17 protein-coding genes are annotated in these 14,307 nt (G+C 31.0%); 3 read left to right on the forward strand and 14 right to left on the reverse strand.

Going from position 1 to position 14,307, the window contains the following annotated elements:
* Positions 1 to 51: 51 nt before the first annotated feature.
* The 10 genes from AABM47_RS06835 to AABM47_RS06880 form a co-directional block, all read right to left on the reverse strand.
* On the reverse strand, positions 52 to 429 hold the full coding sequence (locus AABM47_RS06835; RefSeq protein ID WP_338410181.1) for a four helix bundle protein: 378 nt from the start codon (positions 427 to 429) through the stop codon (positions 52 to 54).
* Between the two features lie 26 nt (positions 430 to 455).
* On the reverse strand, positions 456 to 1,652 hold the full coding sequence (locus AABM47_RS06840) for a 3-hydroxyacyl-CoA dehydrogenase NAD-binding domain-containing protein (protein ID WP_338410182.1): 1,197 nt from the start codon (positions 1,650 to 1,652) through the stop codon (positions 456 to 458).
* Positions 1,653 to 1,660: 8 nt separating this feature from the next.
* Positions 1,661 to 2,023: a four helix bundle protein gene (locus AABM47_RS06845; protein ID WP_338410183.1), complete on the reverse strand. Its 363-nt coding sequence runs from the start codon at positions 2,021 to 2,023 to the stop codon at positions 1,661 to 1,663.
* Positions 2,024 to 2,072: 49 nt separating this feature from the next.
* Positions 2,073 to 2,852, reverse strand: a complete 780-nt coding sequence (locus AABM47_RS06850; RefSeq protein ID WP_338410184.1) for an enoyl-CoA hydratase-related protein — start codon at positions 2,850 to 2,852, stop codon at positions 2,073 to 2,075.
* A 43-nt stretch (positions 2,853 to 2,895) separates the two neighbouring features.
* Positions 2,896 to 3,396 (reverse strand): 1,2-phenylacetyl-CoA epoxidase subunit PaaD, encoded by a 501-nt coding sequence (gene paaD / locus AABM47_RS06855; protein ID WP_338410185.1) that lies wholly within the window; start codon positions 3,394 to 3,396, stop codon positions 2,896 to 2,898.
* A gap of 3 nt (positions 3,397 to 3,399) precedes the next feature.
* A complete protein-coding gene (gene paaC, locus AABM47_RS06860; protein ID WP_338410186.1) occupies positions 3,400 to 4,152 on the reverse strand; it encodes a 1,2-phenylacetyl-CoA epoxidase subunit PaaC in 753 nt (250 codons plus the stop codon).
* Between the two features lies 1 nt (position 4,153).
* Positions 4,154 to 4,435, reverse strand: coding sequence for a 1,2-phenylacetyl-CoA epoxidase subunit PaaB (gene paaB, locus AABM47_RS06865; RefSeq protein ID WP_338410187.1), 282 nt, complete (start codon positions 4,433 to 4,435; stop codon positions 4,154 to 4,156).
* A 46-nt stretch (positions 4,436 to 4,481) separates the two neighbouring features.
* Positions 4,482 to 5,438, reverse strand: a complete 957-nt coding sequence (paaA, locus tag AABM47_RS06870; RefSeq protein ID WP_338410188.1) for a 1,2-phenylacetyl-CoA epoxidase subunit PaaA — start codon at positions 5,436 to 5,438, stop codon at positions 4,482 to 4,484.
* Between the two features lie 62 nt (positions 5,439 to 5,500).
* Complete coding sequence (locus AABM47_RS06875) at positions 5,501 to 6,574, reverse strand: 2Fe-2S iron-sulfur cluster-binding protein (RefSeq protein ID WP_338410189.1); 1,074 nt, start codon at positions 6,572 to 6,574, stop codon at positions 5,501 to 5,503.
* Between the two features lie 102 nt (positions 6,575 to 6,676).
* Entirely contained in the window at positions 6,677 to 7,249 is a 573-nt protein-coding gene (locus tag AABM47_RS06880) for a TetR/AcrR family transcriptional regulator (protein ID WP_338410190.1), read from the reverse strand.
* A 127-nt stretch (positions 7,250 to 7,376) separates the two neighbouring features.
* Here AABM47_RS06880 and AABM47_RS06885 point away from each other — a divergent pair, with 127 nt between their 5' ends.
* The gene (locus AABM47_RS06885) at positions 7,377 to 7,685 is read left to right on the forward strand and encodes a rhodanese-like domain-containing protein (protein ID WP_338410191.1); all 309 of its coding nucleotides are present in this window, start codon (positions 7,377 to 7,379) and stop codon (positions 7,683 to 7,685) included.
* A 42-nt stretch (positions 7,686 to 7,727) separates the two neighbouring features.
* Here AABM47_RS06885 and AABM47_RS06890 read toward each other — a convergent pair whose 3' ends face one another.
* From AABM47_RS06890 to alaS, 4 genes are all read right to left on the reverse strand, one after another.
* On the reverse strand, positions 7,728 to 8,681 hold the full coding sequence (locus AABM47_RS06890; RefSeq protein ID WP_338410192.1) for a GSCFA domain-containing protein: 954 nt from the start codon (positions 8,679 to 8,681) through the stop codon (positions 7,728 to 7,730).
* 365 nt (positions 8,682 to 9,046) lie between these two features.
* Entirely contained in the window at positions 9,047 to 9,487 is a 441-nt protein-coding gene (locus AABM47_RS06895; protein WP_338410193.1) for a lipocalin family protein, read from the reverse strand.
* A gap of 77 nt (positions 9,488 to 9,564) precedes the next feature.
* Entirely contained in the window at positions 9,565 to 10,062 is a 498-nt protein-coding gene (locus AABM47_RS06900) for a hypothetical protein (protein WP_338410194.1), read from the reverse strand.
* A gap of 18 nt (positions 10,063 to 10,080) precedes the next feature.
* Positions 10,081 to 12,726, reverse strand: a complete 2,646-nt coding sequence (gene alaS / locus AABM47_RS06905; protein ID WP_338410195.1) for an alanine--tRNA ligase — start codon at positions 12,724 to 12,726, stop codon at positions 10,081 to 10,083.
* A 146-nt stretch (positions 12,727 to 12,872) separates the two neighbouring features.
* Between alaS and AABM47_RS06910 the strand changes: the two genes are divergently transcribed.
* Entirely contained in the window at positions 12,873 to 13,850 is a 978-nt protein-coding gene (locus AABM47_RS06910; protein WP_338410196.1) for a M23 family metallopeptidase, read from the forward strand.
* Positions 13,851 to 13,862: 12 nt separating this feature from the next.
* Positions 13,863 to 14,195: a MerR family transcriptional regulator gene (locus AABM47_RS06915; RefSeq protein ID WP_338410197.1), complete on the forward strand. Its 333-nt coding sequence runs from the start codon at positions 13,863 to 13,865 to the stop codon at positions 14,193 to 14,195.
* Positions 14,196 to 14,307: the final 112 nt, after the last annotated feature.

Consider the following 14,307-nt stretch of genomic DNA (forward strand, 5'->3'; position numbering starts at 1 on the left):
AACATTTTGTATGGTATTAGGTGGTTGGGCGTAGGTTTTAGGTCTGACATACTAACTGTTTATTCGTTTACTAATTATATTTCTTAAACTGCTTATCATTTTTGTTAATTCTGCTAAAAACTCTCTATTTAATTCATTTTCATCTTTTGAAATATAATTTCTTGAAAATGCTTTTGAACTACAAGAAAGACATTCATGTGCACTATGCCAAGCATTTCCTAGATAATTATGAAACTGCTTATCAGTTCCTCCTGAACCTTCTGCAATATTTAAAGCTATTGAATCACTTGCTCTTTTAAATTGGGAAGTGAATTCAAATCGTTCTTCTTTTGGAAATTTCTTAACTTGAGAATTAGTTATTTCTCCAAATTGCATTGCTTTTTGGTAAACCAATAAATCTTCAAATTTAAAATGATATTTTGATTCCATAATTTCTATTCCTACTACCTACTAACTCAAAAAAACCTACTACCTGATTTTGCCATTTTTCTTAAAATCGAACTGCATCTGTATCTGTCTTCGTGGTATTCGTTGTATAATTCGTCTAGTTTTTCTACACACCAATTGATTCCTTTTTCGTCTGCCCAAGCTAATAATCCTTTTGGATAATTTACTCCTTTGGTCATGGCATTATCTATATCTTTTGCTGAAGCGATGTTTAAAAACAAAGCATCGGCTGCTTCGTTGATTAGCATTACTAAAACTCTATCAAATATGTATTCCGCTTTTATTTTATCGTGTGTTGGTTTTGGTAATTCTTTACTATAATCATAAAAACCTCTACCCGATTTTCTTCCTAAATAACCCGCTTCAACTAAACGTTTTTGAGCTAAAGATGGCTTGTATCTTGGATCAAAATAGAATGCTGTGAAAACGGTTTCGGTAACTACATAATTTACATCATGCCCAATAAAATCCATTAATTCAAATGGTCCCATTTTAAAACCACCAATTTCTTTTAAGCTCCAATCGATTGTTGCCATATCTGCAAAACCTTCTTCTAAAATTCGTAAACTTTCGCTGTAAAATGGTCGAGCTACGCGATTTACTATAAATCCTGGAGTATCTTTAGCAACAGCGACTATTTTATTCCAATCGGAAATAATTTGAACCGTTTTATTTACAACTTCATCACTGGTTTGAATCGCAGGCACAACTTCTACTAATTGCATTAAAGGTGCTGGATTAAAAAAGTGAATTCCTATGACACGTTCTGGTTTTTGGCATGAAGCTGCAATGGAAGTTATGGATAATGAGGATGTGTTTGAGGCTAATATTGTGGTTTCCGAGACTACTATTTCTAATTCCGAAAATAGTTTTTGTTTGATTTGTAAATTTTCAATTATAGCTTCAATAACCAAATCAGAATTAGCTAATTCGTTAAGTGTATTTACATAACTAATGTTATTTTGTATTCTGCTTTTTTCTGCTTGATTAATTTTTTCTTTTACAATTAAGCGATCTAATACTTTTTCTAAATTTATTTTACTTTTGATTAAAGCTTCATTGTTTAGGTCGAATAATTTTACGGCACAACCCGAAGTTGCAGCTACTTGAGCTATACCACTTCCCATTGTTCCCGAACCTATTACTGCAATATTGATTAACGATTGCTGATTAACGATTGCTGATTTTTGATTTTTTTCGTCCATCTTAAATTTTATGATTGTTTTTTTAAAGACGCTGTTTTTATACTCGCTACGAAGATTGAAATTAATTCATCATTTTCTTTTATTAATTTATCTAATAAAGCTATATCTGAAATCAATTTTGCTCCTTTTTGAATTTTCATATTAATTAAACTTTCCCTTAATTCTTTTAAACAAATTTTCATTTTATGTAAAAAATCATTTGTAGATTCTCCACTTCTTGCTTCTCCATAATTTAAAGCTGATGATGTTGCTGAACGAATTAATTGCTTTGCTAAATGTTGTGAAGCAAAAGATTTATCAATTTTATTGCAAAGTAAAATCACATCTACTGCAAATTGAATTAATCGCTCTTCTAATTGGTTTGGCTTCATATTTACTTTTTTGTTCAAAAATCAACAATCAAAATTCGTTAATCGTTAATCAATTCCCTTTAAATTCTGGTTTTCTTTTTTCTACGAAAGCCGTTACGCCTTCTTTGTAATCATTTGAAGAACTTGCTTCTATTTGCAAATCGCTTTCTAAAGCTAATTGTTGCTCTAAATTATTAGTCAAAGATTGATTTAATAATCGCTTGGTTAAGCCTAATGCTTTCGTTGGCATATTTGCTAATGTTGTAGCTAATTTATTAACTTCTTCTTCAAAACTTTCTACTGAAAACACTTTATAAATCATTCCAAGATCTGAAGCTTCTTGAGCAGAAACTTTGTCTCCTAACATCATTAAGGCTGTTGCTTTTTGTAAACCAATTAATCTTGGCAAAAAAAATGTTCCAGCACTGTCAGGTATTAATCCAATTTTACTGAATGCTTGAATAAAACTTGCACTTTCAACTACAACAACAATATCACAAGCTAAAGCAATATTGGCTCCTGCTCCTGCGGCAACTCCATTTACAGCTGCAATTATAGGTTTTTCAATGGTTCTAATCTTTTGAATAATGGGATTGTAATGCTCTTCCAAAATTTTTCTAAACCCTGGGTTTAATTCGGGATCGGTCACTTCTTTTAAATCTTGACCCGCACAAAACGCTTTTCCGTTTCCAGAAATTACGATAGCTCGTACATTTGAATCATTTGCACAATTATCTAATGTCTTTTGCATTAAAAAAGCCATTTCGCGATTAAAGCTGTTAAAAACATCTGGTCTATTTAAAGTAATATACGCAATATTATTTTCTGTTTTTAAAACAATTGAACTCATTTTATTTTCTGTTTTCTATTAACTAAAGACTATTTATTAAGTACTATTTAAGACATTTAAAATAATCAAAAGGTTCTAAACAGTCTTCGCATTGAAAAAATGCTTTGCATGCTGTTGAGCCAAATTGACTGACTAATTTTGTATTAAATGAAGCACATTGTGGACATTTAACTACTTTTTTATTTCCAAGAAGTGCTTCTTTATCAGCTGATTCAGATAATGGTGAAGCAATTCCATATTTTTCTAATGCTTTTCTTCCTTTTGTAGTAATCCAATCGGTTGTCCAAGCTGGTGCCAATATTAATTCGACTTTAGCTATATATCCTTTTTCTTTAAATGCTTTTATAATATCTTCTTCAATGACATCCATAGCAGGGCAACCACTATATGTTGGTGTAATTTGCACCTCAACAATATCTTCAATTACTTGTGCAGATCGAACCACACCCATTTCCATAATTGATAAAACCGGAATTTCGGGATCTGAAACTGTTTCTAGAATTTCGAATAGTTTTTGATCAATATGTATTAACCGTTCTGTCATTTTTTACCAATTCATGTTTGGATAGCTTCTTTGCATAAATTGCATTTCAGCTAAAATATAGCCCATGTGCTCGCTATGAATTCCTTGTTTACCGCCTTTTTGAAAATATTTTACATCAGGTGTTTGCAAGGTTGCATCTGTCAAAATTTCTTTTACTTTTTTATAAAATGATTCTTTTAATAAACTTACGTCTACTCCAATTCCTTCAGAAATCATTGCGTTATCTGCGTCTGTTTTATGAAATAACTCATCGGTAAACTCCCATAAATCATTAATTGCTGTTTGAATTCTGTTATGACTTTCTTCAGAACCATCACCTAATCGTTTGATCCAATCTGAAGAAAAACGAGTATGATATGATACTTCCTTAATGCTTTTTTTTGCTATTGCAGAAAGTGTTTCATCTTTGCTATTTTGCAATTCTGAAAGCAAGAGTAAATGGAAAATATCAAAAAAGAATTGCCTTGTTATCGAATAAGCAAAATCATGATTTGGCTGCTCTACAAGCAGAACATTTTTGTAATCTCTTTCTTTACGAAGAAAAGCAATAGTATCTTCTGTAACTCCATCTCCTTGTAATTTGGAGGCATATTGATAATAACTTCTCACTTGACCAAGTAAGTCTAATGATGTATTAGTGATGGCTATATCTGTTTCTAAACTTGGTCCGTGACCACAAAGCTCCCCTAAACGTTGTCCTAAAATTAGAGCGTTGTCAGCTATTCCATATATATATTGAACCAAATTTTCTCTCATTTTACATATGTTTTAGTTCATCTGGTAGTTCATAAAAAGTGGGGTGACGGTATACTTTATCTGTTGCTGGTTCAAAAAACTCTGCATTATCATCTGGATTTGAAGCGGTGATTTGAGCAGATGGAACGACCCAAATACTAACACCTTCGCTTCTTCTTGTATATACGTCTCTTGCGTTTTCTAATGCCATAGTTGCATCACTTGCATGAAGAGAGCCACAGTGGCGGTGTTCTAATCCATTTTTACTTCTTACAAATACTTCCCAAAGAGGCCAATTCTTCATAGTTTGTTTGATTATAGGTTGTAGGTTTAACTTTTTACCACCTAAATTATACTGCTAAATTTAGTTTTTTGTTTTCTTGTTTCTCTGCGTATGCCATTGCAGCATCTCTAACCCATTTTCCGTTTTCCCAAGCATTTATTCGTGCTGAGATACGTTCTTTGTTACATGGTCCATGGCCTTTTACTACTTGCCAAAATTCATCCCAATTCATTTCACCGAAATCATAGGATTGTTTCTCTTCATTCCATTTCAAATCTGGGTCTGGTATAGTTAAACCAATCATTTCGGCTTGTGGAACGGTTTGGTCGATAAATTGTTGACGTAAATCGTCATTACTTTTTCGTTTTAACTTCCACTTCATGGATTGTTCTGTATGTATAGATTCTGCATCTAAAGGCCCTAGCATCATTAAAGATGGCCACCACCAGCGATTTAAGGCGTCTTGAGCCATATCTTTTTGTTCTGGTGTACCTTCTGCTAAAGTCATCATGATTTGAAAACCTTGCCTTTGGTGAAAACTTTCTTCTTTACAAACCCGAACCATTGCTCTTGCATAAGGTCCGAATGAAGTACTACACAATGGAACTTGATTTATAATTGCTGCTCCATCTACGAGCCAACCAATTGCTCCCATGTCTGCCCAAGTTAAAGTTGGGTAATTAAAAATACTGGAGTATTTTGCCTTACCTGAATGCAATTGTTCGTACAATTCTTCACGAGAAATGCCTAATGTTTCACAAGCAGAATATAAATATAAACCGTGACCCGCTTCGTCTTGAATTTTAGCTAATAAAGCTACTTTTCGTTTTAACGAGGGAGCGCGTGTTACCCAATTTCCTTCTGGAAGCATTCCTACTATTTCAGAATGTGCATGTTGAGACATTTGACGAATATGTGTTTGACGGTATTTTTCGGGCATCCAATCTTTTGGTTCGATTTTTTCGTCGCGGGCAATTTTTGCATCAAATAAATCTTCTAAATTTTTTACTTCTTTGTCTGACATATTTTTTTGGTAATTAGTCGTTAGTATTTAGTTATAAATAATAATTCTATTCTCTTTTTTATTTAATATCCGAAATCTACTACTACTTTATCGGTTGTTGGTACAGCTTGACAACTTAAAACCAGACCACGAGCTACTTCATGAGCGTCCAAAGCATAATTAACTTTCATTTCTACTTCACCCTCTATAACCATACATTTGCATGTGCTGCAAACACCTCCTTTGCAGGCAAAAGGCAAATCTGCTCCAGCTGCTAATGCAGCGTCTAAAACAGTATCATATTCATCTTCCATAACAAAGTGAAATTCTTTTCCACCATCAATAATAGTAACATCAGTTCCTGTAGCTTTATGCTCTACTATTCTTTGTATTCTAAGTTTATCTTCATCTGTAATTGATGATGTAAAAAGTTCGTAATGTACATTTTCTTTATCTAAACCCGCAGTAACTAATTCATCTCGGATAAGAAATATCATTTCTTTAGGTCCACAAATAAAACATTCGTCAACAGAAGGAACGTCAATAATTTTACTGGTAATAACGCGTAACTTTTCTTTTGTAAAACGCCCGTTTAACAATTCAATATTTCTGCTTTCTTTAGTCAAGAAATGAAAAATTTCAAAACGATCAAAATATTTATTTTTAAGTTGCTCTATTTCTTCTTTAAAGATAATAGTTTTTACACTTCTATTCAAATAAAATAATTTAAAGGTACTGTTTGGCTCTAATGCTAAATGAGTTTTTAAAATTGAAAGTATTGGAGTTATTCCACTTCCTGCAGCAAAAAATATATAATTTTTAGGTGTTTTTAAATTGACCGGTACATTAAAAAAACCATTTGGAGGCATAATTTCGAGCACATCTCCTTTTTTTAATGTATCATTTACAAAAGTTGAAAATAAACCTCCATTTATTTTTTTAACCGCAACTTGCCATATATTTTCTACAGGACTTGAACTTAATGAATACGATCTTCGAACATCTAAACCTTCAATTGAAGCTTTTAATGTGAGGTATTGTCCTTGTTTATATTGAAATTCTGAAACTAATTCATTTGGAATTTGAAATGTAATGACCGAACAATCTCTTGTTTCTTTGTATATATCTTTAATTTGTATGCTATAAAACTTTGCCATTTTATTTAAATATTAAAACTAACAAATGTTAGTTTACTATGCAAATTTAGTAAAAATAATTTAATGTAGCGAAAACATTGTGTGTTTTTTTTACATTGAATTTTAGTTAACAACGCCTTTTAGCAAAACTTCTACCATATGGGTTTTAAGGGCTGATTCTGTAAGTTCTTTTTTCTTACCATACCAAAGATAAAGTGTTCTTAAAGTAGATAGCATTGAAAAAATTATAACTTCGAGGTTTAAGTTTTTAATTTCGTTTGAAGATATACCTGCTTTTATTATGTTTCTAAAGTTTTCTTCATATTCTTCACGCATTTTTATAAAAAGTAATAACTCGTTATTGGTTAAGTGCATCCAATCGTTATTTAAACAAGCTAATGCTTCTGGGTTTTTTATTGTTATATCAATATGCAGTTGAATTACCTTTTCTATTTTTTGAATTGAAGTTGTTTCAGAATTTACAATTTCATTAATTCTATTGGTAAACTCTTCTGCTATATCGATTACAATTAAAACTAATATTTCTTGTTTTGATTTAATATGATTGTATAAACTAGCCGCTTTTATATCTAATGCTTGAGCTATATCCCTCATGGTTACTGCACTATACCCTTTTTCTTTGAAAAGTTGTGCGGCACAATTAATTATTTCTGTTTTTCTGTCGAGTGGTTTCATAATACCAAAATTAATACATTTGAATTAGCTAGATAACTTTTATTGAAAACAATTTTATTTAATTGTACTTTTGAAATTGAATTATATTTCGTTAACACACCAATTAAAAAATTAAAACACATTTAAAATGGGCTTATTTGATTTGTTAGGTTTTGGAAAAAAATCAGAAAACATAACTAATGTATTGGCTCGTGGAGCTGTTATTTTAGATGTAAGATCAAAAGAAGAATATGTGCAAGGTCATATTAAAGGATCTAAAAATATAGCATTACATGTTTTAAACGACGAAATAGCTAAGGTTAAAAAATGGAACAAACCCATAATTACTTGTTGCCGTTCTGGCATGAGAAGCGCACAGGCTATAGCAATTTTGAAAAAAAATGACATAGAATGTTTTAATGGTGGAGCATGGCAGAGTTTAGAGCGTAAATTATAAATTTAGTTCATTTCTTTATTTGGTTTAAATAATACTAGAATTTTAAAATTTAAATCTTGGGTAGTTTGATGTTAAAGCATTAATTTTATGTTTTATGCTTTTTGTAAATTTTTGGTGCCTTTCGGAATTCGGATTAAAAGGTAGGTGTAATAATGATTTTTGAATAGAATCTACCTCTTCCATAGTTTTTAAACTTTCATCAGAAACATAGTTTTCTGAAAAACGTTCCCAAATATAATCGATAGCTGTTTGGTTTGGATGCAACATATCTTTGGCATAGAAACGATAATCTCGAAGTTCGTCCATCATGATTTCGTAGCTTGGAAAATAGGTTGAAGGTTGAAGGTTTTGGGAATGAACTGCTGCAATTAGATGCGATTTACTTAAAGTGTTTTCTACAAATCCATCTTTAATGTGACGAACAGGTGAAACGGTGAAAATGAAATTACAATTTGGATTTACTTTTTGTATTAATTCGACAGTGTTTTGTATTGATTTATGGATAATTTCTACCGAAAGAATCTCTTTTATAAATTTTTTTTGAGGAACTTTATGGCAATTGGCTGCAATTTCGTTGGATTCTATATTTCTGTAAATCCATGAAGTTCCGAAAGTAATAATTATATGTGTTGAACTGATTATTTGTTTATTTGTTGAACTGATTAATCCGTTTAAAGTCGAAAGAAGCTCATCTTTATTAGGGTTTGATAATTCGGAATGCACCTCATAACAATGCCATTGTTCGTTATGAAAAAAAATGTCTTTTTCAGAAAATTCGATTTTGTTTACAATTCGATTCACTAATTTTTCAATTGAAACTGGATTGAATATAATTCCGAATGGATTGGATGTATTTTGGAATTTAAAATATTGGAATTTTTGAGCCATGTTTTCTGCAAAACACGAACCCAAAGCCATTATGTTACTTTGATAATTTATAGGGTTTTGGTCTCGAAACTTCGGGATTTGGATTGGAATTTTTGTGGTGAATTGCATAGTTAAATATTGAAAGACCTGAAGGGTTTTAAAAACCTGTTAGGTCTAGTCTTTGGTTATTTTTTAAAATTTCAAGATAGGTATTTATATACAATTCGTTCCAAAAAACTATATATTTCTAGAATGTAATTACCTGTATTTCTATCCGTAATATTTTCAAACAATTTTTTACAACAAACCTTTTACATCTTGACAATTCCATAATTGAAAATGAATACGACCAAAACATCATTACTAGTGTTGGGAATTGCTTCTTTTTGATACACCAAAAATGAAGTTTATTTTTTTTTATGAATTTGGTACGAATCATGTGATTTATGATTTTAACTCAAACTCAAATGTAAAAGATTTACTGAAAAATTAAATTAATTTCTTGTAAATGTGGACTTATAAACAAACGTCCCATCTGGCTCTGTCACGGTTTCTTTTATAATTAATTCGTTATCATCCAATTTTTCAATTGTATAGCTATATTCATAAATCATTGGGTCAAAATTTGTATTTGAAATGGTTAAAGTAGCTCCGTTTAAAACCCAATTAGAAGTTTCTATTTCATTTAATTCACAAGAAGTATTGTAACCATTAAAAGTTATTTCCCCATTAGAAAAAAATTCTTGAAAATCTCTACTTGAAGCACATTCATGTTCGTAATTTTCAAAAGCTCCATTATTTATTGTACCTCCTTTAACATACCATTTTCCTAACAAGTTTTGTGAGTTAATAGTATTGGTATTTGAGTCATCATCACTAGAACAAGAAGTAAGCGTAAGTACAACAATACTAAATAGATAAAGTAGTTTTTTCATGTTTTGTATTTTTATTAATGTGTGTAAATAAAAAAACAGTTTTGCAGATCTTTTAACATTTGTTTTGAATTTGTCTTTTAATTTTTAGCTTTTTTTAATGCCTTTTTCTCTGCTTTCTCTGCTTTTTTTGCTTCAATTTCTATTTTCTTTATTTCAATTTCGGCTTTTTTTGTTTCGATTGAGGTTTTTAAAGCGTTAATTGTATTTGTAGAAGTTTCAATTTTAGCATTATTTTTTTTAATCTTTTCGGCAGCTTCTTCAACTTGATTGGAATTTAACTCGTTTTTCAAATTGGTTAATTCTCCTTCTAATTTTATGTTTTTAGTTTCCGTTTTTGCTTTTTTCTTTTCCTCTTTTTTTAGATAATCTTCGTCTGTAAACTGTTTTCTTTGCATTTGCATCAGCATTCTTAATTGCTCTTGTTGCATTCTCATTTGTTGTTGTTGCATCAACATTTGTTGATTTTGTTGAATCATGCGTTGCTGATTTTGCATTTGCATGTTTGTATTATAACCCTGTGAAAACATACACAAAGGCAATAAAGTTAATAGAATTATTGAAATTATATTTTTCATGATTTATTTTTTAATTTATTAAATATAAGACCCTACTTTCTCCAAAGCATCTTTAATTCCCTCTACCTTTTTTCCTTTTCCTGAAGCGAAAAAAGGTTGTCCGCCGCCATTTCCATCAATTAATTTAGCTAATTCTCTAATAATATTTCCTGCATTTAATGCTTTTTCGGCAACTAATTCTTTTGAAATATAGCAATGAATATTTGGTAAATTATCTTCAATTGAAGCTAAAAACACAAATGAATTTGACTGTGATGTACCTAATACTTGTGTCAAATCTTTTGTTGCACTCATAGACAAATTAACTTGTTTTGCTAGAAAGTGAATTCCGTTTATTTCTTGAAATTGAGATACCAAACTATTTTTTAATCCTTCAATTTTATCTTTTACTAATTGCTCTACTTGCTTTTTTAGTTTTGCGTTTTCCTCCTGAATTGCATTTACAGATTTTAAAACATCTTGAGGATTTTTTAATGTTTCTTTAATTTCTGTTAGCGTATTTTCTTGGTTTTGGTAAAAATTCTTCACAGCATCGCCAGTTATAGCTTCTATTCTGCGAATACCCGCGGCAACAGCACCTTCTGAGATAATTTTGAAATGCCAAATATCGGCTGTGTTTTTCACGTGAATTCCGCCACAAAGCTCTTTGCTTTCGCCAAATTCTATCATGCGCACATTGTCGCCATATTTTTCACCAAACAAAGCCATTGCTCCTTTGTCTAATGCTTCTTGTATTGGTATATTTCTATGTTCATGCAACTGCAATTGGGCTTCAATTTGTGCATTTACAGAAGTTTCCACTTGACGGATTTCCTCTTCTGAAACTTTAGAAAAATGCGAAAAATCGAAACGCAAATTATTTGAATTTACCAACGAACCTTTTTGCTCAACATGAGTTCCTAAAATTGTTCGCAAAGCCAGATGCATTAAATGCGTAGCTGAATGATTTTTTGCTGAAGCTGTTCTTAAATTCGTATTTACTTTTGCTCTAAAGTGTCCTTCAATAGTGGCTGGTAAACTTTTAGTTGTATGTTGAATAAGATTATTTTCTTTTTTTGTATCGATGATTTCAATTGACTCGTTTGCTGAAAATAAAGTTCCTTTATCTCCAACTTGCCCACCACCTTCAGGATAAAATGGGGTTGCGTCTAAAACAATTTGATACAGAACACCTTCTTTTTTAGAAACAACTTTTCGAATACGAGTAATTTTAACTTCATTTTCGGTTTGGTCATAACCTACAAAAGTTTCTACGTTTCCTGGAATTAAAACCGACCAATCTTCAGTTGAAACTTCCGACGCTGCTCGGGAACGGTTTTTTTGTTCTTGCATGGCTTTTTCAAAACCTCCTTCGTCTAGTCCGTAGCCTCGTTCTCTTAATATTAAAGCTGTTAAATCTATTGGAAATCCAAAAGTGTCAAACAATTCAAAAGCTTTTGCTCCTTGAACTTCCTTTTCTTTTGCATCATTAATAACTTTGTCTAACAATTGCAATCCTTGATCTAAAGTTCTTAAAAAAGAAGCCTCTTCTTCACGAATTACGTTAGTAACTAAAGTTTGTTGCGATTTGATTTCAGGAAAAAATTCTCCCATTTGATTAGCTAAAACCTCAACTAGTTGATAAATAAAAGGTTCTTTTGTATTTAAAAATGTAAATCCGTAACGAATAGCACGACGCAAAATTCTACGAATTACATAACCTGCACCTGTATTTGAGGGTAATTGACCATCTGCAATAGCAAAAGCCACTGCACGAACGTGATCAACAATTACACGAATGGCAATATTCGTTTTGTTTTGTTCTTTAGATTCTTCACTATCGTTCAGAATGACATTATTAGGTGTATATTTAAATCCTGTAATTTGTTCTACTTTTTCAATAAGTGGTGTAAAAACATCGGTGTCATAATTAGAAGTTACGTTTTGCATTGCCATACATAAACGTTCAAACCCCATTCCGGTATCCACGTGTTGAGCTGGTAGTTTTTCTAAAGAACCGTCAGCCTTACGGTTGAATTCCATAAATACATTATTCCAAATTTCCACTACTTGAGGATGATCTGCATTTACTAATGAAAAACCTGAAACAGCTGCTCTTTCTTCGTTGGTACGTAAATCGATATGAATTTCAGAACAAGGGCCACAGGGGCCTTGATCGCCCATTTCCCAAAAGTTATCTTTTTTATTTCCTTTTATAATACGGTCTTCGTGTACATATTGTTTCCACAAATCAAAAGCTTCTTGGTCAAAAGGCACATTTTCTGAAGGATTACCTTCAAAAACTGAAACATAGATTCTATCCTTATCTAATTTTAAAACTTCTGTTAAAAACTCCCAAGACCAATTAATAGCTTCCGTTTTGAAATAATCTCCAAAAGACCAGTTTCCTAACATTTCAAACATTGTATGATGATAAGTGTCAAAACCAACATCTTCTAAATCGTTATGTTTACCTGAAACACGAAGGCATTTTTGTGTGTCGGCAATTCGATTACTTTTTGGCAGAGCATTTCCTAAAAAATATTCTTTAAACTGGGCCATTCCTGAGTTATTAAACATCAACGTTGGATCATCTTTTAACACAATAGGTGCCGATGGAACGATTAAATGTCCTTTTGATTCAAAAAATTGTAAAAATTGCTTTCTTATTTCTTCTGATTTCATTTTTTTATATTAAATATTTTGTAACTTTTATTCGTTTTAAAAGTTTTTAAATTAAAACGCCGATTAGAATGTAACATTTCTTAAATTTGTTTTCATAATCAAGGTCCCTTATTATAATTTGGGACAAAAATACTATATTTTAAATAATGTCTAAGGTAAAATATTATTACGATCCAGAAAATTTATCCTATAAAAAAATTCATCGCAATAAATGGAGTAAAATTGGCTACTTTTTATTGTTTTTATTAGCCGCAGGTTTATTTGGTTTATTAAGTTTTATTATTTTGATAAACAGCAGTTATCTTGAAACACCTAAAGATAAATTACAAGCAAGAGAAATTAAGAACATGAGTATTAATTACAGATTATTAAATAAAAAAATTGATCAAATAGAAGAAGTTTTAGAAGCTATAGCTGATAGAGATAACAATATTTATAGGGTATATTTTAACGGCGAAGCTATTTCAAAAGAACAACGAAAAGAAGGTTTTGGAGGGGTAAATAGATATAAAGAATTACTGGGATTTAAAAATTCTGAATTGGTGCTTAAAACCACCAAAAGAATTGATGTATTGACAAAAGAATTGGTTATTCAATCCAAATCTTTAGACGAAATCATAAGCTTAGCAAAAGGAAAAGAAAAACTCTTAGCAGCTATTCCAGCAATACAGCCCGTAAAAAATGAACAATTAAAGCGTATGGCATCTGGTTTTGGATATAGAAGTGACCCGTTTACAAAAGCAAGAAAAATGCATTATGGAATGGATTTTACTGCAGCTCAAGGCACACCTATTTATGCGTCTGGTGACGGAGTTGTAAAAAATGCTGACAATTCATTGTCTGGCTATGGAAATCATATTGAAATAAATCACGGATTTGGATATGTAACTTTATACGCCCATTTGAGCAAATATAAAGTCAGAAAAGGTCAAAAAGTTAAGCGTGGTGATGTTATTGGATACATTGGAAGTACAGGTAGAAGTCAGGCACCACATTTGCATTATGAAGTAATAAAAGACGGTAAGAAAGTAAACCCCCTTAATTTTTATTATGGTAGTATTTCAGCTGAAGAATACATTAATATTTCTACAATAGCCAATCAAGAAAATCAATCATTGGATTAATACATAACATACATGTACATCGAATTACCTTCAGATAAATTATATTTTAGCATTGGAGAAGTTGCAAAAGCTTTTAATGTTAATGCCTCTTTGATTCGTTTTTGGGACAAAGAATTTGACGTTTTAAAACCAAAAAAAAATGCAAAAGGCAATAGAAAGTTTAGCCAAGAAGACATAAAAAATCTCCAATTAATTTATCATTTAGTTAAAGAACGAGGCTTTACACTTGAAGGCGCAAAATTACATTTAAAAGAAAACCAACAAAAAACTTTAGACAAATTTGATATCATATCAAAATTAGAGTCAATTAAAAATAAATTAATAAAATTTAAAGAAGGTATCTAATTTTATTAAAAAAAAATGAAACTATTCAAGCTTAGAATAGACTAATAATGTATATCTGAACTTGGGGTCAGATTAAAATTTAAATTTAAAACTAGAAATTATGAAAAAATGG

The sequence above is a fragment of the uncultured Flavobacterium sp. genome, assembly GCF_963925415.1.
Lineage (GTDB): Bacteria > Bacteroidota > Bacteroidia > Flavobacteriales > Flavobacteriaceae > Flavobacterium.

Excerpts from the sequence above, each read along its gene's own strand:
- paaB (WP_338410187.1), bottom strand. The coding sequence starts at position 4,435 with ATGAAGAATTGGCCTCTTTGGGAAGTATTTGTAAGAAGTAAAAATGGA.
- AABM47_RS06895 (WP_338410193.1), bottom strand. The coding sequence starts at position 9,487 with ATGAAAAAACTACTTTATCTATTTAGTATTGTTGTACTTACGCTTACT.
- AABM47_RS06890 (WP_338410192.1), bottom strand. The coding sequence starts at position 8,681 with ATGCAATTCACCACAAAAATTCCAATCCAAATCCCGAAGTTTCGAGAC.
- paaA (WP_338410188.1), bottom strand. The coding sequence starts at position 5,438 with ATGTCAGACAAAGAAGTAAAAAATTTAGAAGATTTATTTGATGCAAAA.
- AABM47_RS06835 (WP_338410181.1), bottom strand. The coding sequence starts at position 429 with ATGGAATCAAAATATCATTTTAAATTTGAAGATTTATTGGTTTACCAA.
- AABM47_RS06840 (WP_338410182.1), bottom strand. The coding sequence starts at position 1,652 with ATGGACGAAAAAAATCAAAAATCAGCAATCGTTAATCAGCAATCGTTA.
- paaC (WP_338410186.1), bottom strand. The coding sequence starts at position 4,152 with ATGAGAGAAAATTTGGTTCAATATATATATGGAATAGCTGACAACGCT.
- AABM47_RS06915 (WP_338410197.1), top strand. The coding sequence starts at position 13,863 with ATGTACATCGAATTACCTTCAGATAAATTATATTTTAGCATTGGAGAA.
- AABM47_RS06910 (WP_338410196.1), top strand. The coding sequence starts at position 12,873 with ATGTCTAAGGTAAAATATTATTACGATCCAGAAAATTTATCCTATAAA.
- AABM47_RS06845 (WP_338410183.1), bottom strand. The coding sequence starts at position 2,023 with ATGAAGCCAAACCAATTAGAAGAGCGATTAATTCAATTTGCAGTAGAT.
- paaD (WP_338410185.1), bottom strand. The coding sequence starts at position 3,396 with ATGACAGAACGGTTAATACATATTGATCAAAAACTATTCGAAATTCTA.
- AABM47_RS06875 (WP_338410189.1), bottom strand. The coding sequence starts at position 6,574 with ATGGCAAAGTTTTATAGCATACAAATTAAAGATATATACAAAGAAACA.
- AABM47_RS06850 (WP_338410184.1), bottom strand. The coding sequence starts at position 2,852 with ATGAGTTCAATTGTTTTAAAAACAGAAAATAATATTGCGTATATTACT.
- AABM47_RS06880 (WP_338410190.1), bottom strand. The coding sequence starts at position 7,249 with ATGAAACCACTCGACAGAAAAACAGAAATAATTAATTGTGCCGCACAA.
- AABM47_RS06900 (WP_338410194.1), bottom strand. The coding sequence starts at position 10,062 with ATGAAAAATATAATTTCAATAATTCTATTAACTTTATTGCCTTTGTGT.
- AABM47_RS06885 (WP_338410191.1), top strand. The coding sequence starts at position 7,377 with ATGGGCTTATTTGATTTGTTAGGTTTTGGAAAAAAATCAGAAAACATA.
- alaS (WP_338410195.1), bottom strand. The coding sequence starts at position 12,726 with ATGAAATCAGAAGAAATAAGAAAGCAATTTTTACAATTTTTTGAATCA.